Consider the following 20,726-nt stretch of genomic DNA (forward strand, 5'->3'; position numbering starts at 1 on the left):
AAAAAATTAGATCCCTCCCATATATTTTTCAAACTTATTTTCCTCGTCTTGATATTTATCTGCATCCGGTAGAGCTGGTTTTTTAATAGTAATATTCGACCAAATGCTTGAGAAAAATTTAGCTCTCTCTATCCAATCAATCAGCTGTTCTGACTCCGGCTTAATAGCTTTAACCGGACACTCAAGCTCGCATACTCCACAATCAATACATTCATCGGGATTAATCACCAACATTAACTCCCCTTCATAGAAACAATCGACAGGACACACTTCTACACAATCGGTATATTTACATTTTATGCACTCATCGGTAACAACATAAGTCATGAATTATCATATTCCTTGAATTTGGCTATTAAAACACAAGATCTCAAACCTAAAACTAATAGAAAATATAGTATACTACTTATAAACATTAGCACTAAGGGCAATAACATAGAATTATGAATTGTCGGGCTACCTAGCCGTAAAACACTTGCTGGTTGGTGCAAACTATACCAAATATTTACCGAAAATTTTACTATGGGGATATTGATAAAACCAATCAAGGCAATCACTGAAGCTGGTCTTTCAGCACGCCTTATATTATCACCACTATTAACAACTACTATATAACTTAAATATAGTAAGAATAATACTAACATTGAGGTAAGTCTAGCATCCCAAACCCACCAAGTCCCCCAAATAGGCTTTCCCCATAACGAACCTGTAACCATACTAATCAGGCAAAAAACTGCACCAATAGGGCTACTGGCCACCGCCATTAAGAAAGACATTTTAGTCTTCCACACTAGATTACACAAGCTACAAATAGCCATAAATGTATAAATCCCTAGTGCCATCCAAGAAGCTGGCACATGAATATACATAATCCTGACCATCTCACCTTGCTGGTAATCTTGTGGTGAGACTATCAAAGCTTGGTATAACCCCAGCCCCATTAATATCAACATGGAAACTAGCAATAATGGTATCATGGTTTGTATTAACTTACTAAAAAAATAAGGATTTAGTAATTTAAACATTTAGCTACTTGGTTAATTATTTTTAAATATTGATTATAGTATAAATCATCGTTAATGTCAGTTATTCTCCAATTCTCGCTTTCAACTTCTACTATCTCTGCTTTAAAATTTTTATAAATTCGAACATCTTGCTCGAGACTTAATAATAAACATTTACTATTGGACATAGCTAATAAATGCTCAAGATTACTGATATATTTAAGGCTTTTTTGATCAGAATTATATAATTTTGCAACGCTTTTTTGGCTATTATCAAAAAAATATTCTAGACTATCACTAAGTAAAATAACATCTGTCAAAGGTCTTAATTTTTCATTTTTGATTTTCGTAAGTCTCTCTATTTGTTTTTTTGCCTTATCAAGATTTTGGTAAATATCTGAACTAATCTCAGGAAATCGTTCCGCTAATATCTTAGATAATTGTTCTAACGCTACTTTTACATTATCTAAATCAAGCCAAATATGCCAATTACTATATGAGTCATTACTAATAATTTTTAGCCCCGTAAAATTACTAATTTTAATAACATTTTTACTATGACCATTCATTAGCTTCCCAGCAAAACCATCAAATTGCTCATCTATATAAAATACAATATCTGCATCTTTGACTTTTTTAAGGTCACTAGGTTTTAAATTATAATGGTGCGGACAATCATCATTATTAGCAATAGCTACAATCTCTGCTTGATCTTTAACTAGCATAGCTATAATAGCTGCTAGCGGAGTTATACTAGTAACAATTTTCACTTTACCACTGGCAAAAGCTGCATAATTAAACAATATCATCATCATAGCAATAAAAATGCTAGCACTAATAGTAATTTTCATTATTTTCCAATAATTTAAGTAATTGATTCTTATTAAGTGTAAAATCACTTTCTATCCAATCTTTTTTTAATTTGTCCAGCAATATGCCAATAGCTTTACCATGAATATTTAATTTTTGCAAGTCATGACCCTTTATAGGAAATATTGGACGGGCTTTAGAGCTATATCTATCTAGAAATTTCTTGGCTACCGTTCTATCTACTTTGCCTAATGATACTAGAACACTTATATACTGCAAATAATCATCATTTTTCCACCAAATTTCTCTTAATACAAATTCGTTTATTTCTCTATTAATAACTTTAAGTATAGTAGTGATTTTTAGGGCGATTTGCCGGGAAAATTTTAAATTTAGTAAATTACTTAGTGATAAGTTCTTTATGTGATAAAATAAAAGTGAATACCTAGTGTAAATTGCAAGAGACAGGGGCATTTGAACTTCTTCGATGTCATCCCTGCTTCCCTTTCTGTCATCCCTACTCACCATTATGTCATCCGAGCTGCGGCGGAAATCTAGAATATCTAAAGCACCCTTCCTGTCTGTTTCTTTAGATTCCTGCTTCCGCAGGAATGACATCGTTCCATCGTATATGTCACCCTGTTCAAAAGAACCAAAGCTAATTGCTTCTGACAAATATTTTTTATCAAACTGGCTAACTGGCAATATTATTTGCAATATACCATTATCAAACATTTGCTGCAAAATATCAGGACTATTATCTGAGATAATCAATTTGTCCATTTCCCATTTTATCCGTTCTTTTGATAGTAATTTTAAATTTTCTTGCAATTTAATACAAGCATTTAGCCCATCTAGATCCAGCTGTGCGGCATAATAGCAGGAAAAACGAAAAAACCGTAAAATACGCAAAAAATCTTCTTGGATTCGTTCAAATGCCTGTCCTATAAATATTACTTTCGATTGTCGTAAATCATCTATGCCACCAAAATAATCATAAATTTTATGTTCAAATGGGCAATAACTGAGGGCATTAATAGTAAAATCTCTTCTAGCAGCATCCTCCATAAAATCATCAGTAAAGATAACTTCTGCACTCCTACCATCACATTTTATATCTTTTCTAAGTGTAGTAATCTCAAATTTTTCATTCTTTACTAAAGCCGTAACTGTACCATGTTTTATGCCAGTTGGTATGACCGTAATGTTGGCTTTTGATAAAATATCTGTTACTTGTTTTGGTAATAAATTTGTTGCTATATCAATGTCGTAGTTGACAACATTAAGAATAGCATCCCGAACAGCCCCCCCAACAATTCTAGCCACCCCTCCATTTAGTTTCAGTATTGACAAAATTTCTTTGTAATAGCGTGATTGGATAGATAATTCTTTTGTTACAACGTGCATTATAGAAACACCTTATTTTTGAGAAACATTATTAGACCTTACACTAGATAATCAAGTTTTTATTGAGTTATATAATTCAGGACAGTTTAAAAGTCATGAAAAGAAGCCGAGAAGATGTCATTCCCGCGTAAGCGGGAATCCATAATACTTAATAGTCTTTCAGGCTTATTTTTTTAGATTCCCGCCGTTGCTAAGAATGACATCGGTGGTGGTTAAATTTATATCTATAACAACTATTAATTGTGACTTTTAAATTACCCTGTCTATATTTAATAGTTAATTTCCTACTAAACTACTGGCAAATAAAACCGGATCAAACGATTTTAAATCATCTATTTTCTCTCCTATCCCTATAAAATATACCGGTAAGGTGAATTGCTGTACAACACCAACTATTACGCCAGCTTTTGCTGTACCATCTAATTTAGTAACTATAAGACCTTTTATGTTAGCAATAGCCGAAAATTGTTCGACTTGGTTATATACATTCTGCCCAGTAGTAGCATCAATTACCAATATACTATGGTGAGGTGCTGTATCATCAATCTTCTTGATAACCCGAACAATTTTTCCAAGCTCTTCCATCAGATTTTTTTGGTTATGTAACCTGCCAGCTGTATCAATAAATAATATATCCACATCGTTTTTTATTGAGGACTGCATAGAAGTGTAAGCAACACTAGCAGGATCAGCTGATTCTTCTCCTGTAATAAACATAGCTCCACTTCTATCAGCCCAACTAGATAATTGGCTAACAGCCGCAGCTCTAAATGTATCACAAGCTGCAATAGCCACTTTTTTACCTTGCCCACTATAAATGGCGGCAAGCTTTCCTATCGTAGTAGTTTTACCTGAACCATTAACACCACAAACTAGGATTACATTAAGCTTTTTATCATACAATTCAAAAGGCTTGCTAGTTTTTATCAATAATTGCCCAATAATATCGGCAAGTTTTTCTTTGATTACCAAGCTACTCACTTCTTTGTCAAATTTGATAGATCTTAGTTTACTGACAAGTTCTATCGCAACAGATGGAGTTATATCTGAAGATATTAACAACTCTTCTAGCTCATTTAAAGTTTGCTCATCTAGCTTTTTCTTATAAAATATTTGATCAATGCCCGAAGATATTTTATCCGAACTATTGATTAATGCCTGTTTTAATTTAGTAAATATAGAAGTCATATAGATATACTGCTCGTAAATGAAGAGTTGATAGACGAAGATCAAAATCATGAAGTGCTAGGAGTCGAAGGGTCGAGGTGCGGAGCGTACATATAGTACGTGAGCACCGAAGATCCCTGAAGACGACAACGCAATTCTTGATTTTCATCGAGTATATCATTTTATTGCAGCCCTTTTAAGCCTATCATTGATCGCAACTCCGATAGCAACTTCCGGAATGGGAGCAACAGCAATTGCTAATCCATTTAATTCCGCATAATTGTCCAATATTCTAAGGTTGGCAAATAGGTTACTAGCTGCTTCAATTAAATCACCAGTTAAACTTAAGTTAAGCGATAATTTGCCCTCAAGCTTACTATTAGCAAAATTAAGCCCTACCTCATTAGCTTCTAAACTATCTGCATTCAGCCTTATTCTAGCTTTTGGAGAGTAGTGTTTATTCATCATACCTGGAGCTTTAATTTGCATCAAGCTAGATGTTTTACCTAGTTTCTTACCAAGAACCTTCTCTAACGCTTCCAGCGTGATAAAACCATCTCGCAAAATAGTTAAGTTATTAGTAGTACTATCCACTATGGTTGATTCTATACCATACTGACAGATATAATCGTCATTCGAGCTGCGGCGGGAATCTAGATCCTCGCTTACGCAAGGATGACATCGAAGGCTATTAAGTATCATAGATTCTGCACCAAGCGGGAATGACATCTTTTTTGCTATTGAATTGACTATATCTAAGTTCAAATTATCACCTAAAATAAAAACATCTTTCTCATCTAAAAAATGTTCTTTTACATGTTCCAAAGCCGTGCTACTAATATAACCTGATGGGTTAGCACTAGGTGCTGCTATAGCCGTGCCAGATTTTCTTATTAGCTCTAAAGCAATATTATGTGATGGTATACGGAGTGCAACCGTTGTCAGTCCCGCTAATACTGACCCCGCTATATTTGCACCGCTTTTTAATGGTACAACAATAGATAAAGGTCCTGGCCAAAAGACATTACTTAACTTAAGAGCATCTGCATTAAATTCCCCTATAGTTTTAGCTTGCCTCATAGTTGCCACGTGGACAATCAGAGGATTTATACTTGGACGCTTTTTTATTTTAAAAATCTTTTGACAAGCTTGTTCGTTACTAGCATCTGCACCAAGTCCATATACTGTTTCTGTTGGAAAAGCTACCACATTACCAAGTTTTACGAATTTGACAGCCTGCTTTAATGTATCAGTCATAAGAAACTAAATTTTGCTAATTTATCAAATAATTGCGTAACCATTCTGAGCAACAATAAACGATTATTGGCAATGTTATAATCTTGATCTTTGACCAAAACATTATCAAAAAACTCATTGACAGGTTTTAATATCTCTAGTAATAGGCTAAGAGTCTTAGTAAAATCTTTTTCTACAATATAACTATCAATTTGCTGAGAAATAACTCCTAATGATAAAAATAATTCTTGTTCATATTTGGAAATAAAAGCATCTTGGTTAACCTCTCCTTCTATATTACTACCTTCTAGTATATTGTTTGCTCTTTTGTAAATAGTTAATAAATTCTCACCATCATCCTTAGTCAGAAACTCCTGTAAGGAGGCAAGCTTTATTTCACTAACAACTAGGTCTTCTTCAATATCAAAATCAAGCACAGCATTAATTAACGATATATCATAGTGATTTTTTAAATAATATTTTGCTCTTTCTTCTAAAAAATCTAGAATTATCTGCCTAGTTTTATTTAGCCCACTATCATCCCCGCTTGCCTTACTAGGGGGTGGGAGGAAATGACGGTGCGATACAATGTCTTCAAACATAGTTTGATATAAGTGAACTACATAAGCCACTAATTGCTTAATATTTATACTCAGTCTATTACCTAAAATTATCCTAATAATACCTAGTGCTTGCCGCCTGAGTGAGTAAGGGTCTCTTGAACCACTTGGCTCTTCTCCTATTAATACCAAACCTACTAAACTATCCAATTTATCAGCAATAGCCAATATTGCTGCATCTCCTACTGGCAAACTATCCGATGGACCTTGTGGTTTATAATGATCCCTGATTGCCGCTGCGATTTCCTCCCCTAGCCGATCTTCTTTAGCATAATAATATCCCATAATTCCTTGCAGCTCAGGAAATTCTCCAACCATTTCGCTAGTGAGATCACTTTTACAAAGTCTAGCGGCTATTTGTAAATTCTGATTTCTTGGTATACTCTTCTGCTTTGAAGAATTGGTTTCGCAAAACTGCGGGGCATTCGCGTACTCACGTACTTCATGTACGTTCCGTTCGCTCACCCCTTGTTTTACGTTCCAATTCTCCAAATCATTTGAGTATATGATATAATTACAAATATCAGCAACCCTTTCAGTTTTTTGTTTTACATTACCAAGCTTGGCATGAAATGTTATCCTTTCAAGTTTTGGCAATTTTGATTGTAAACTATTAGATAAATCCTGCTGATAAAAATACAAGGCATCAGAGAGTCTAGCAGATAATACTTTCTCGTTGCCAGCTACAATAATATCCTTATCATGAGGCATATTACTGACGAAAAGAAAATAAGGGGCAAAATTACCAATCTCATCAAAAGTACTAAAATATTTTTGATGGTTGCGCATTGAGCTAACCAGCACCTCTCTAGGTAACTTCAAAAAGTGAGATGGTATTTTACCCACCATAACAACTGGCAATTCTACTAATCCTGTTACTTCTTCTAATAATTTCTCATCCTCTTTTATCACTAAATTAAGTGATTTGGCTATTATTAATAATTGGCTTTTAATTATCTCCTTGCGACCATCTTGATCAATAATGACATTACTTTCCCGCAGCTTAATCTGGTACTCAGAAAAACTGTCTATAGTAATCGATTCAGGACTGATAAATCTATGCCCAAAGGTAATATTATTAGCCGTCAAATGGCCATATTTAATTGCTAGTATTTCTCCATCAAATATACATAAAATATTCCTAAGAGGTCTAATCCAGCTTATATCATAGTTCCCCCAATACATAGATTTTGGCCAAATATACTTACTAATTGCTTTAGGAATCATATCTTCCAATAGCACTCGTATATCGGTTTCTTTAGTATTTTTTACTATTATATAATATAATTGCCCTTGCACTAATAGTGTAGATAATTTTTTTTGCTCAATATTATTTGAGCGACAAAACCCTTCTATAGCCTGCGATGTAGCTGAAACTTTTGGTCCTCTTATGGTAATTTCTTTTGGCGGTATAGATTTCGGTAAATTGGTAATATATACGGCAATTCGCCTAGGTCCAATAAATACCTGAACATCCCCTACTAGCCTACTATCTTGCAAGATTGTAGTAAATATGGTTTTATAGCTTTCCGCTGCATTTTTCTGCATCAAAGCTGGTATTTCTTCACTAAACAATTCTAACAATAACTCACTCATATTAACTCTTCTTCTCTTCTAATTCTAACCACTTATTACAGCATAGCTTTGCCAAATTTCGTACCCTGAGTATGTAAGATGCTCTCTCTGTTACGCTAATCACCCCCCGAGCATTTAACAGGTTAAAAAGATGGCTAGCTTGAATACAATAATCATAAGCTGGCAACGGTAAATCTGCAGCAATCAAATCATTACATTGTTTTTCACTATCAATAAAATGTTGAGATAATATTGCTATGTCAGCCAATTCTAAATTAAACTTTGAAAATTGTTTTTCAGCGGCAAAATCTACTTCACCATAGGTTAAAGCCTTTTCTCCAACCTGCCCATTCCAGTCAAGACTTTTGACCTCATCGATCCCTTGTATATAAAGTGCTAGACGTTCTAAACCATAGGTAATTTCACCAGCAACCGGGCGACATTCAATACCACCAATTTGTTGCATATAAGTAAATTGCGATACTTCCATACCATCACACCATACTTCCCAACCAAGTCCAGCTGCTCCAAGAGTAGGAGATTCCCAATCATCTTCAACAAACCTAATATCATGTTTCTGCAAATCTATACCAAGACATTCGAGACTCTTTAAATATAGCTCTTGTATATCATCAGGAGATGGTTTTAATATAACTTGGAATTGATAATAATGTTGCATTCTATTGGGATGTTGAGCGTATCTACTATCATTAGGACGCCTAGATGGCTGAACATAAGCTACAAACCAAGGTTTTTTGCCAAGACTTCGTAATACAGTGGCAGGATGAAAAGTACCAGCTCCAACATGCGAATCATATGGTTGTAAAATCGCACAACCATATGATGCCCAGTAATTCTGCAAGGTTAATATAATTTGCTGAAATGATAATTTTTGCATATTGGTAAATTTGTTTGTTTATTTTTTAGACGAACACTCCCTATTTTACAATTAGAGAACTTCCTGCACCTTCGATGTCACCCCACAACTGTTGAAAATTTACAAATACCTATACCATAGCGTCATTGCGAGCGTAAGCGAAGCAATCTAGGAAACAATCTATAGATAAATGATGTTACTGGATTGCTTCGTCGACCTACGGTCTCCTCGCAATGACAATTTTTTAACTTTCAACAGTTGTGCCCTGAAGACGACAACGCCAATTCTTGAAGTTCTACCTGAGTATACCTAAATCTTACTCCATGTTCCTACTGGACTCTGTTTATAACAATCAATTATCGGTGTTGCAATAGTTAGTTCATTTATTGTTTTAATTACTAAACTTAAATTATCTAAAGCATCGTATATTATAATTATTCTCTGAAAATGTGCGATATAATGTTTGTTATTAAGAATTTCTTGTATATCAAATGGGGCAATGATTATTAGGATGGTAGCTTGATTAGGATTCTCTAACTGATGAGTAATATAAACTGGTTGTTTTTCTGGTAATGGATCAAGTTTACTGCCATGCGGAATAAACTGTTTCCTAGAATATGTCCATATCATCTTGTTTAGTGCTTCTTGTACCTCAAGATCCGGAGCTAAAACTACAATCCTTAAATTACTATGATAAGATTTTTCTACTAAAAGGCAGGTTGTCTTATATAGTAATCCTTCAGCAGTATGGTAAAGACTAAATTGTTGCATGATAATTCTCTTAAATTTAAAACTTATCTAATTAATACTACAGTTGTAGCTACTCACAATATTGTCATCCCTGCTTTGGTGCGGGATCTAGAATATCTAAAATACCCTTCCTGTCTATTTCTTTAGATCCCGCACCGAAGCAGGGATGACATAGTACAGGTCACTCCTACTCGTCCATATATGAACATCGATTCTATCATTCCTATACCTCAAACATTTCCCGGGTTAGCCATATCTATTAAAAGACCTCTATCTCTACCTTCCAAATCCTTATAAACTTGCTTAACCGTATAACCATAACTAACAAAAATTTCTGTAACAGCTGCCAATTGATTAAAACCAATCTCTAAGAATAATTTACCATTTTGTTTTAAAAATCCCTTGGCTTCTTTAGCGATTATGTAATATGAAGCTAATCCATTATCTTCGGCAAATAAGGCTAAATGGGGTTCATATTTTAAAGTCTCAGGAGACATATAAACAGTATCATCAAAAGAAATATATGGTGGATTACTTACGATAATATCAAATTTTTGCTTTTCCAAATTTTCAAACCAGTTACTATTAATTATTTTAAATCTATCAGAAACTTTATGTTTTATAGCATTTTGACAAGCTATAGCAATCGCTTCGTTACTTATATCAGTCGCAGTTACATTGCTATTTGGCATTTCCAGTAACAAACTCAAAGCTATACAACCACTACCTGTGCCAAGTTCCAATATTGTTAGCTCTTCCTTGATGGCATCCCTGCGAATGCAGCTATCTAGATTCCCGTCGCAGCTCGAATAATGACTAGGAATGCTAATCGGATCAGTTATAACATCCTTTAAAATCGCATCTACAAGTACCTCAGTATCTTGCCTAGGAATAAGCACTTTATTATCTATGATAAATTGGTAACCATAAAACTCTTTATACCCTATAATGTAGGCTATTGGTTCTAATAATATGCGTCTATTAATTAAATTTTTAAAAATAATTTGTTCTAGCTCGGTCAATCCTTCTTCTGATCTTGCTAATAAATATTCAATAGATTTACCAGTTACATGCTGCATCAGTATGCGTGATTCTAGGTTTGCTGATTTAATACCTACTGTTTGTAATTTGCTACTAGCATAAATTAGGCTCTGTCCAAAAAACTGTGTAAATTCGAAAAAATAGGTCATTAAATTTTGTTAAGCCTATCCTCAAATTTAATCATCAAATGAGCCATAGCTTCATTCCAGTTTGGAATGGGCATAGTCCATTTTTTGGTCATATAGTCAATTGTCAAATATAAACTTTTAAAAACAGCATTATCATTAGGAAAAACCCGCTTATTATTTGTTACTTTACGCAATTGACTATTGACAGATTCAACTGAATTAGTTGTATAAATTACCTTTCTAATTGACTCAGGATACCCTAGAAAAATCATTAGATTGTCCCAATTATTATACCATGATTTGGCAATTTGTGGATATTGTTTATTCCATTTTTCTTCAAAAGATACTAAAGCTAAATGGGCTTGTTCTTCCGTTACTGCAGTATATATCGGCTTTAAATCGCTAGACAGTTGCTTCCTATCTTTATACGACACATATTTTAAACTATTTCTAATCTGATGTACAATACACAATTGATGTTCTGTTTTTGGATAAACTGCTTCTATTGCCTCAGACATATCAGTAAGATTATCGCTACAGGCAATCAGTATATCTTTTAGCCCTCTATTTTTCATTTCGGTAAAATTACCGAGCCAAAATTTTGCCCCTTCATTTTCACTGATCCATAATCCCAATATATCTTTTTTACCAGATAAATCAATTCCTAATGCAACATATACTGCCTTATTGATTATCCTTTTATCTTGCCTGACTTTTACTACTAAACAATCAAAAAATACTATCGGATATATCTCTTCTAATGGTCGACTCTGCCAAGCTTTAACCTCATCCATTACATCATCAGTAATTTGGCTGATTAAGCCTTCACTTATTTCAACACTGTATAACTCCTGTAACTGAATCTTAATATCAGATATACTCATGCCTTTAGCATATAATGATAGTACTTTATCGTCAAAACCATCAAAACGTTTCTGGCGTTTTGGTAGTATTGCGGGTTCAAAGGTATTATGCCTATCCCTTGGTACTTCTATTTCTACAGCTCCATGTTCGGAGATCAGTTTTTTGCTAGTTATACCATTACGAGCATTATCATTATCTGCACGACTGTATTTATCATAGCCTAGATGATTATTCATTTCTGACTGCAGTGCCTTCTCTATTAAACGTTTGGTCAATTCTTTTAATAAACCTCCTTCTTTCAGTATTGTACTTACATCTGTATCATTATCTATTAATAAATCTACTGCTTGCTTTATTGATTCATTAGTTTTTTTATTCATGTAATTTCCTTTTTTGTTATACTTTTATATATAACCTATTTCGAAATTTACACAGTTTTTTGGACAGAGCCTAGATATTTTCTTCCCTGATAGGTTGAATTTTAAAGTATGATATTCTATACTGACACAGTTCAGCGAATGTTCTCCCAAACTCGTATGGCTTGTTTAATTTCCCTTTACCAATACACTCTACCTCCGGGGCATGAAAACTATATAATATTTTATTATCTTCTTTATATTGTTCTTTTTCTGCTTTACTCAGTATAGATTGCACCTGTATCTTCTTTATCTTATTTAGTATTTCTTGTTGGTTTGCCGATAAACTTAATTTTGCTTTAGCTATTTCTCGCTGACATATCCTAACTAAACGACCCAACAACACTTTTAAATGCTTCATTATTTTCTTACGCTTTTTGGCTTTACTATTATCTTTATATTTCCATAATTTTAATATGTCTTTTTTATATTGCTTGGCATATGTTTCATTTAACTTGATGCCTAAGGCATGACATAACTTTACTAGCTCTATTCTTGCCTTATCCATCAAATATACATCATGTGGATACTTAATATTCTTAATTTGTACAGTAGTATCAATGATTATCGATGCTAAGTCTTTTTTTTTACTACACCAGCTTTGCAGCCGATTCTTATCAGCTCCTTTAATATCTCATTATAGCCATCTTCTTCTAATATAGCACGAAACCGCCGGATACTAGATTCTGATATCTCAGCATCTTTCTGCAAATATTCCCAACCACAAAAATACTGCCAATATACGTTCTCTCTTAGCTCTTCCTCAGAAGCTGCATCTGACAGGTTATACATCGCTTGCAGCATAGTCACTCCAAGTAACAGACGGTGACATCTGCGATTCCTACCAAATTTCTTGATATCAACATTCGCCAACAACCACTCCTCTAAACTAGACCAATTTATTAACGATCTTAATTTATATAACTTATTATTAGGGTTTAATTCCTCGGTCAATTTATAACCAAAAAGTTGTCCTTGTCTTTGTGATTTCTCTATATTTTCCATCGGCATAAATCAACTAATCCATAAGGTTTATGCCCATATTATAGCATTTTCTTATGGATTCTCTATATTTTTTTACTCGCTAAACATATTAGATATTATATCTCTAGACTTCTGACGGGGAGACTAGTTAATAATGGGAAATGGTATTACACTAAAAAGTAAATTACTTCTAAAGATTTGTTATTTATACTCTTCTGTTTCTAGATTCTTCCAAATTCTATTTTTAGAGATATAGAAGAAAATTATAAAAATTACTAAGAACATCATCACTTTCAAACCCATGGATTTACGGTTTTCCATTTCAGGTTCAGCAGCCCATTGTAAAAATGTCGTAACATCCATAGCCATTTGTTCGACTGATGAGTTTGTTCCGTCTATATACTTTACTTGTCCATCTGACAAGGGAGCTGGCATGGCAATCTGACTATGTGGAAAATATGGGTTGTAATTTAATCCTGGCATTAGTTTAAAATTTTCAGGAGGATCACTATAACCAGTAAGTATAGAATATAAATAATTTGCTCCATCAGGTCTTGCTTTGATAATCAACGATAAATCAGGCGGATCTGCTCCATTGTTGGCAGCTCTTGCTGCTTGTTCATTAGGGTAGGGACGAACAAATGGATCGGAGGGTAGAGCAGGTCTTTCAAACATTTCTCCTGCATCATTTGGACCATCTTGTACAGTATAATTTTTGGCTATTTCTTTAATTTCTTCATCTAAAAATCCTAGATCTTTAAGATTACGATAATATAAATTATAAAGACCATGACAGCTACTGCATACTTCTTTATATACTTGGAATCCACGCTGTGCAGCTTTCCTGTCAACAGTTGCAAAAACTCCATCAAATGGCCAAGCAATCTTTTTTGCAGGTAGTGCTTCGTTTGCGATAGAGATGTTTGATAGTAATAATATGAATAGACAAATAATAGAGTTTCTCCATGACAGAAAAGAAAGGCCATTAAGTATAATAGATCCCTGCTTTCGTAGGGATGACATCGGTTTAAATATCATAGATTCCGCCGTTGCTAAGAATGATAGCCCTTGATCTACACGGGCAAAGCCTTTAGCTAGGGATGACATCTTTTTTGCTATAAAGCTGAAGTTCAAATGTCCCTGTATAATTTTGTTGTCTTTCATATAGAATCCGGTAATGGCAGAGTTTTTTCATATTTGCTAATTAGGGGTACTGCAATTAAAAAATGAAAAAAATAATAAGTAGCAGCAAACCGGCTTAAGGTAATGTAAGGTTCTTCTGCTGGTTGTCCTCCAAGATACCCAAGTGTCAAGCAGTCAAATATGAACAGCCAAAAAGCTATACGGAACATTGGTCTATAATTGCTACTCCTAACTTTTGAACTATCAAGCCAAGGTAAAACAAATAATAACAAAATACTAGAGAACATTAATATTACGCCACCTAGCTTTGACGGTACTGCACGTAAAATGGCATAAAATGGCAGAAAATACCATTCGGGAACTATATGAGCTGGAGTAACCAAAGGATTAGCTGGTATGTAATTGTCAGGATGCCCTAGATAATTTGGTTGGTAAAAGACAAAAAAGGCAAATATTAAAAAGTAGACACCGAATCCAACGAAGTCTTTTACCGTATAATACGGGTGAAAAGGAATAGTATCTTTAGATGACTTAACATCGATCCCTTTGGGGTTATTTGATCCATGAATATGTAGTGCTACTAAATGGAGTAGTACTAAAGCTACTATAATAAACGGCAATAAATAATGTAAAGCAAAAAATCTGTTAAGTGTAGGGTTATCAACTGAAAATCCTCCCCAAAGCCAAGTAACTATCGATTTGCCAATAATAGGTATAGCTGAAAATAAATTGGTGATTACAGTTGCTCCCCAGTAACTCATTTGTCCCCAAGGTAGTACATATCCCATGAAAGCAGTAGCCATCATAGTAAGAAAAATTATTATGCCTATATGCCACAACAACTCTCTAGGTTTTTTGTACGAGCCATAATATAATCCTCTACAGATATGTAGATAAACTGCAGCAAAAAACATTGATGCTCCAACTGAGTGTATATAACGTATTAACCAGCCGTAATTGACATTACGCATAATTTTTTCAACACTCTCAAAGGCGTAATCGACATGAGGAGTGTAATGCATAGCTAAAATAATGCCAGTGATTATCTGAATTACTAAAGCGATACCAGCTATTGATCCTAAGTTCCATAGGTAACTTAAATTTTTGGGTGTTTGGTATTCGCCTAAATGTTTAAGGAACGAGAAAACAGGTAGTCTATAGTCTATCCATTCTATAACGGGGTTTGATTTTTTAGGATTATTAGTTTCATTCATAAATAACTATCCGATTTTAATTTTTGTATCGGAAATAAACTCATATGGTGGGACAGCCAAATTTAAAGGAGCTGGTCCTTTACGAATGCGACCAGATGAGTCGTATTGAGAGCCGTGGCATGGACAAAACCAACCATCATAATCACCCTGGTTTGCAAGTGGTACACAACCTAAATGTGTACAAATGCCGATAGTTACTAACCATTTATCATGTCCAGCTTTAACTCGTACTTGATCAAGTTCGGGATCTATTAACTCGGAAAGGTTTACATTTCTTGCTTCAGCAATTTTTTCAGGAGTCCTGTTAGTAATAAAAACCGGTTTACCTTGCCATTTAACAGTAAGAGTTTGACCTGGTTGTATGTGAGATAAATCCACTTCTATTGAAGATAGGGCAAGAACATCCGCTGAAGGGTTGAATGAATCAACAAGAGGCCAAGTAGCACATGCAGCTCCAACCACAACCATACTGCTGGCAGTTAAGGTTATAAAATCTCTACGAGTTGCCTTATCATAATCATTAGTATTTGACATAAACTGACTAGTATATTTAATATAATAATCTCAAATATCGATGTAAGACATCGGTTTAATAGCCCCGCTACCTTCAATGTCATCTCTGTTTTAGTAGCAGGATCTAAAATATCTAAAACCACAGCGTCATTGCGAGCGTAAGCGAAGCAATCTATAGGTAAATGATGTTACTGGATTGCTTCGTTGCATCTTACAGCCTTCTCGCTAATAGACGTATAAAGAAGCTGTATTTACTAACTTTCAACAGTTATGGGATGACATCACCCCTAATGGAGATGATACTGATCCTAGTATTAATTTGTTACATCGATACTTGAGTTTATAATAGATTACTGGAAAAATAACAAAAAATCAAGGGTAGCTTCAGCAATTAACAGTGAAGTATTACCCTAATTTTGCTTAGATTATTCTCAATTAACGCCAATTCGGGATAAGAATTTGTCAATTCTTATCCCGAATTGGGGTAATTACCATCGGTTTATTTACCATCACTATCTGTAGAATCTCTAGGAGAATCATAAGGATTGCGATATGGAAGCATTTCTGGTACTGTCTTATCTTTAGGCAATAACTTATTTAATCCATCCTCTAAAGCTTTTTCACCTGTTTCTTCTTCTTTAATCTCGTATTTTGGTGGGTCTCCTAAACATTTCCAAAAATTGGTTAAGCTCTCAAAGTTGGGACCTAATTTTGTAGTACAGTTTTGTGCAATTGATTTAGATGTATAAAGAATTTCAGTTGTAGCATTGGTCATATATTTTATAAATCCAATTTGTTCAAGACCCTTGGCTACCCAAAATAATACTATCAAAGAGGTAACTGCTATCATAAAGTACCATTTAGCTATGATACTCCATAAAAACATCCCCATAGGGTTAGCTGCTATTAGTCTTCTTAAAGCTTGCCACATATATAACTACCAAAAAATGGTTAAAAAACTATGACTAAATTACATGAATAATAAAAAAATAACAATTTTTTTATTAGTGAAGGGGTCAGTATGGTGTATAATATAAATTAAATGTTGTAAATATTCTTAATTAAATATGATGAGAGATAAAATATGGTTGGTAAAAGAAGCATATTGATACCAATCATAACAAAAATTAGGCTTATATTCTCAAGATTTTGTAAAACAAGACCGGTAAGTATTATGTTGGGTACTAATAGTGGCATGATTAATATTGCTAGCAGGTTAGTATTTGACCTAAAATAGCTTTGAATAGATCCAATTAAAACTAGTAGGCTACTAGACAAAGTTAATAGCAAAGTTAGAGTGATAAAAAGATAGGTTACTGTTATTAGATCAAGATCGAAAATAATATAAATTATCGGGATATTTAATAAAGAGCTAGTAAGTGAACTAAAAAATATAGCAAATAATTTAGATGTAACAATTTCATTCTCACTGAAACTGGATAATAGTAGCTCTAAACTTCCGTCCTCCACATCTTGCTTTAATATTAGACTAGAGAAGCCAATTAGGGCTATTGGTAAAAAAATTACTGAAAAAATAACCCCAAATTTCTTAATATCTGCTTGGTCATTGATTAAAGCAGTGCTGAAAATACAAAATAAAAAAAATATAAATAGATATTTGCTAAGATTATTAATACGATTTTGAATTAAGTATTCCCATTTTATTAGCTGTATTAGTTTATACATATTATAACCTCAAGTATTGATGTAATAAATTAATAGTAGGCTCAAGTAATCATCGCCATTAGGGGTGGCATCATGGCGTTTATGTCATCCCTGCGAAGGCAGGGATCTAAAAAGGTTGAGTAGTCTTCTTGGCGATTTTTTAGACCCCTGCATACGCAGGGGTGACATCCCAAGGTGCAGGGACACCCTAGGCTATTAAACCGATGTTTTACATCAATAGTTGAGGTTATTATAAGTTTCAAGTCTAATATGAGGTGGTTTTCTTCTCTATATCCTGTTCCAATTGCCTCTAGCATAAGAGCCAAATAATTGACTTACCTTTAGCTGTTCTTTAACAATATTGTTACGTTTTTACAGTACTCATTATAGAATATATTAAACACATAACCGATGCAACGCAAAGTCCAACGCCAATTTCAATTATAAAGATACCAATATGTTGAGCTAATAATTTGTCATTTGCAAGAGAATAGTAGTTTAAGTAATTATCGTCAAATAATATTGATACCATACCGGTCATGGCATAGATAAGTACCCCGATAGTAGCCATACCAACTAGTAAATCAGTAGAAAAATATTGTTTTAATTTAAACTGACCATGAACTAAATCAAAACCAATTATCATAGAAGCAAATATAGCCCCAGCTTGGAATCCGCCTCCTGGTGATGCATCACCATTAATTTGAATATATAGACCATATAAGAATATATAAGGTAAGATAAAAAGAATAGAATGTTTTATAATGATAAAATCTTTAAGCATGTTCATTACTTTTTTGTGAAAATAGCAATAATACCGATATTCCAGCAATTAAAATGACTGCCGTTTCTCCAAGAGTATCATAACCTCTGTAGCTAGCTAGTAGTGCTGCTACAAAAGAGGGAATACCAATATCACTTTTAGTGTTTTCAATATAATATTTGCTTAGGTGACTTTGCATAGGAGGATCTATAGATCCATATTCTAGTAAATCAAGTCCTGCAAAGCTTAACACTACTATAAAAATTACACATATAATGGATGAACTTATTACTCGTGTTGGTTTAGGATTACATTTCTGTATGGTTGGCAATTTGCTTAAAAATCCTAAAAATACACAACTAGATAAACAGCTACCTAGAGCTACCTCAGTCATTGCCACGTCTGGAGCGTCCATAAGAAGATAAGATAAAACAATAAGTAAGCTAAAAATAGAATTTATTACTACTGTTTCTAATAAAGAATTACAAAATATAATCTTAATTGATACGATGGCAAGCATTATAAGGATTACCATAAGCAACCAGCTAGCTAGTTGAAAATTTATTATTTCTGGTATCATAAATAAACGATCAATTATTTTAGGTTAGTTTTTCCTAATAAAGCAGCCTTGCCAATTGCATGAGTAGATACCGGGTTTAATATTAAAACCAATATAGAGGCAAAAACTAATTTAAAAGAGCTAGTAAAATCATTTTGTAAAAAGGCAAGACCAACAAGTGATAAAGGTACGCCGCAACATTCAATTACACTAGCAGCATGAATTTTTGTATAGAAATCAGGAAATCTAAAAAGTCCAACAATCCCGGAAAATATTGCTATAATTCCGAGTAAGATTAATCCATAACCGATAACAACTATCATAAATATCCTCGCATAAATATCCGTAAAAATTAAATTCTCATACCTCGACTATTACTTCGTCATTGCGAGGAGCCACTTTAGTAGCGACGAAGCAATCTAGGAAAGTGATTAGATTTGGATTGCTTCGTTGCCACTAAAGTGGCTTCTCGCAATGACGTTTGGGAGATTTTGCTTCGTTGGTTTATGCCTAATAGATGGAGTAACACTATTCTCCTTGAGCAAGCGAATATCCAGCTTTCCCATCAAATTCAAATAGATTTTCAATTTTAATAAAATCTACTTTTGCCTTACTTAGAGCTTCAAGTAAATGGGCTATAGATAAATGCGTTACTCTTTTCCCATCTTTCTTTGCCATAAAGCGGCAACACCAATGGTCAGACAGTAGTTCAAATCTCTCATCTCTTGGCCATAATTTAAGTCCCATGGAAGCTATGGTTTTTAATTCTAAGTCACCTAAATTGATAGTTTGAATTTTTGCTGCTACATCATGGGCAGTCAAAGCCTCCATCTGTATGAATATATCACTACCTACCAATTCTTTAGTTTCTTTAGTATTAATCGAATATATCTTGTCAATAGTTTCTTGTGCAGTTGATGATGAATATGCAGCTTCTGCGAGCTTAGAAGGTTTGAAACCTAGTCTTTTCACTACTTCATCAGCAAATTCCTTAGTTCCAACTTTTCTGCTAGATATTTTCTCATCATAGATATCCCCAGTATGAACTCCGTCCTCAATGGTTTTTTTCCAAGCATTTTCTATTAATGCAGCAATATCATTTTGCTTAATATGAACTAGCATCATAATTGCTGCGTTAAGTAAACCAGAAGGATTAGCTAGATTACGATCTGCAATATCCGGGGCAGAGCCATGTACAGCTTCAAATAAAGCATAATTTTGACCTATATTGGCAGAACCGCTAAGTCCTACTGATCCAGAAATTTCTGCTACTACGTCAGATATAATATCCCCATACAGATTTGAGGTTACAACGACGTCAAATAATCCTGGCTGAGTTGCCAGTCTTGCAGTGCCTATGTCTATTATATAATAGTCACTTTGAATCTGCTTATATCTACTTGCCATTTCATCAAAGACTTTATGAAAAATTCCGTCAGAAAGTTTCATAATATTATCTTTACTAAAACATGTGACTTTTTTACGGTTATTTTTTATCGCATATTCAAAGGCATATCTAATAATTCTTTCACTACCAACTCTGCTGATTAGTTTAAGAGATTCATAAACATTGTGAGTTTGGCGATATTCAATTCCAGCATATAAGTCTTCAACATTTTCCCGTACTATAACCGTATTTAAGTCTGGATGGAGTGTTTTAACAAAAGGAGCATAAGAGACAGAAGGGCGAACATTTGCATAAAGAGAGAGGGCTTTTCTAAGAGTTACATTTAAACTTTTATACCCACCACCTAAAGGAGTGGTAATAGGGGCTTTTAGAAGAATCTTAGTTCTTGCCAGTGATTCCCAAGTATCTTGTGCTATCCCTGAAGTATAATGCTTCTTGTATAATTTCTCTCCTACTTCCACCATTTCTATACGTATTCTTGCTTCAGCTTCTTTTAAAATATACAGTACTGCTTGCATTATTTCTGGACCTATACCATCACCATAAGCTACTGTAATAGGAGTAAATTCTGTCATTGATAAA

20 protein-coding genes and 1 pseudogene are annotated in these 20,726 nt (G+C 33.9%); all 21 read right to left on the bottom strand.

What is annotated here, in order from left to right:
- Positions 1-6: 6 nt before the first annotated feature.
- Positions 7-327: a ferredoxin FdxA gene (gene fdxA / locus AB3211_RS00845; RefSeq protein WP_367364351.1), complete on the bottom strand. Its 321-nt coding sequence runs from the start codon at positions 325-327 to the stop codon at positions 7-9.
- On the bottom strand, positions 324-1,025 hold the full coding sequence (locus tag AB3211_RS00850) for a heme ABC transporter permease (protein WP_367364352.1): 702 nt from the start codon (positions 1,023-1,025) through the stop codon (positions 324-326). Before AB3211_RS00850 ends, fdxA begins: the two co-directional genes overlap by 4 nt.
- Complete coding sequence (locus AB3211_RS00855) at positions 1,010-1,855, bottom strand: metal ABC transporter substrate-binding protein (protein WP_367364353.1); 846 nt, start codon at positions 1,853-1,855, stop codon at positions 1,010-1,012. The genes AB3211_RS00850 and AB3211_RS00855 overlap by 16 nt, the downstream gene beginning before the upstream one ends.
- Positions 1,839-3,221 (bottom strand): CCA tRNA nucleotidyltransferase, encoded by a 1,383-nt coding sequence (locus AB3211_RS00860; protein WP_367364354.1) that lies wholly within the window; start codon positions 3,219-3,221, stop codon positions 1,839-1,841. Before AB3211_RS00860 ends, AB3211_RS00855 begins: the two co-directional genes overlap by 17 nt.
- A gap of 276 nt (positions 3,222-3,497) precedes the next feature.
- Complete coding sequence (gene ftsY, locus AB3211_RS00865; RefSeq protein ID WP_341758539.1) at positions 3,498-4,409, bottom strand: signal recognition particle-docking protein FtsY; 912 nt, start codon at positions 4,407-4,409, stop codon at positions 3,498-3,500.
- A 156-nt stretch (positions 4,410-4,565) separates the two neighbouring features.
- The gene (locus AB3211_RS00870) at positions 4,566-5,645 is read right to left on the bottom strand and encodes an L-threonylcarbamoyladenylate synthase (protein WP_367364355.1); all 1,080 of its coding nucleotides are present in this window, start codon (positions 5,643-5,645) and stop codon (positions 4,566-4,568) included.
- A complete protein-coding gene (gene glyS, locus AB3211_RS00875) occupies positions 5,642-7,840 on the bottom strand; it encodes a glycine--tRNA ligase subunit beta (protein ID WP_367364356.1) in 2,199 nt (732 codons plus the stop codon). The genes AB3211_RS00870 and glyS overlap by 4 nt, the downstream gene beginning before the upstream one ends.
- 1 nt (position 7,841) lies before the next feature.
- The gene (locus tag AB3211_RS00880) at positions 7,842-8,717 is read right to left on the bottom strand and encodes a glycine--tRNA ligase subunit alpha (RefSeq protein WP_367364357.1); all 876 of its coding nucleotides are present in this window, start codon (positions 8,715-8,717) and stop codon (positions 7,842-7,844) included.
- Between the two features lie 288 nt (positions 8,718-9,005).
- Entirely contained in the window at positions 9,006-9,467 is a 462-nt protein-coding gene (locus AB3211_RS00885; protein WP_367364358.1) for a DNA polymerase III subunit chi, read from the bottom strand.
- 209 nt (positions 9,468-9,676) lie between these two features.
- Complete coding sequence (gene prmC / locus AB3211_RS00890; protein ID WP_367364359.1) at positions 9,677-10,636, bottom strand: peptide chain release factor N(5)-glutamine methyltransferase; 960 nt, start codon at positions 10,634-10,636, stop codon at positions 9,677-9,679.
- The gene (locus AB3211_RS00895; RefSeq protein ID WP_367364274.1) at positions 10,636-11,859 is read right to left on the bottom strand and encodes an IS256 family transposase; all 1,224 of its coding nucleotides are present in this window, start codon (positions 11,857-11,859) and stop codon (positions 10,636-10,638) included. The genes prmC and AB3211_RS00895 overlap by 1 nt, the downstream gene beginning before the upstream one ends.
- Before the next feature lie 70 nt (positions 11,860-11,929).
- On the bottom strand, positions 11,930-12,403 hold the full coding sequence (locus AB3211_RS00900; protein ID WP_367364360.1) for a hypothetical protein: 474 nt from the start codon (positions 12,401-12,403) through the stop codon (positions 11,930-11,932).
- 65 nt (positions 12,404-12,468) lie between these two features.
- Positions 12,469-12,906, bottom strand: a complete 438-nt coding sequence (locus AB3211_RS00905; protein WP_367364149.1) for a transposase — start codon at positions 12,904-12,906, stop codon at positions 12,469-12,471.
- Between the two features lie 174 nt (positions 12,907-13,080).
- Positions 13,081-13,833, bottom strand: coding sequence for a cytochrome c1 (locus AB3211_RS00910; RefSeq protein WP_367364781.1), 753 nt, complete (start codon positions 13,831-13,833; stop codon positions 13,081-13,083).
- Between the two features lie 206 nt (positions 13,834-14,039).
- Positions 14,040-15,236 carry a cytochrome b gene (locus AB3211_RS00915; protein WP_367364361.1) on the bottom strand — a complete coding sequence of 399 codons (1,197 nt, stop codon included), beginning with the start codon at positions 15,234-15,236 and terminating at the stop codon, positions 14,040-14,042.
- Positions 15,237-15,242: 6 nt separating this feature from the next.
- Positions 15,243-15,770 (bottom strand): ubiquinol-cytochrome c reductase iron-sulfur subunit, encoded by a 528-nt coding sequence (gene petA, locus AB3211_RS00920; RefSeq protein WP_367364362.1) that lies wholly within the window; start codon positions 15,768-15,770, stop codon positions 15,243-15,245.
- A gap of 478 nt (positions 15,771-16,248) precedes the next feature.
- Positions 16,249-16,680, bottom strand: a complete 432-nt coding sequence (locus AB3211_RS00925) for a DUF2670 domain-containing protein (RefSeq protein WP_367364363.1) — start codon at positions 16,678-16,680, stop codon at positions 16,249-16,251.
- A 107-nt stretch (positions 16,681-16,787) separates the two neighbouring features.
- A complete protein-coding gene (locus AB3211_RS00930) occupies positions 16,788-17,435 on the bottom strand; it encodes a heme exporter protein CcmB (protein WP_367364364.1) in 648 nt (215 codons plus the stop codon).
- Between the two features lie 343 nt (positions 17,436-17,778).
- Positions 17,779-18,757 (bottom strand): annotated as a pseudogene (locus tag AB3211_RS00935) (DUF4040 domain-containing protein).
- A 14-nt stretch (positions 18,758-18,771) separates the two neighbouring features.
- Positions 18,772-19,059, bottom strand: coding sequence for a Na+/H+ antiporter subunit G (locus AB3211_RS00940; RefSeq protein ID WP_367364365.1), 288 nt, complete (start codon positions 19,057-19,059; stop codon positions 18,772-18,774).
- Positions 19,060-19,264: 205 nt separating this feature from the next.
- Complete coding sequence (locus AB3211_RS00945; RefSeq protein WP_367364366.1) at positions 19,265-20,719, bottom strand: NADP-dependent isocitrate dehydrogenase; 1,455 nt, start codon at positions 20,717-20,719, stop codon at positions 19,265-19,267.
- Between the last annotated feature and the right edge of the window lie 7 nt (positions 20,720-20,726).

It is taken from the genome of Candidatus Tisiphia endosymbiont of Nedyus quadrimaculatus, assembly GCF_964059235.1.
Classification (GTDB): Bacteria; Pseudomonadota; Alphaproteobacteria; order Rickettsiales; family Rickettsiaceae; genus Tisiphia.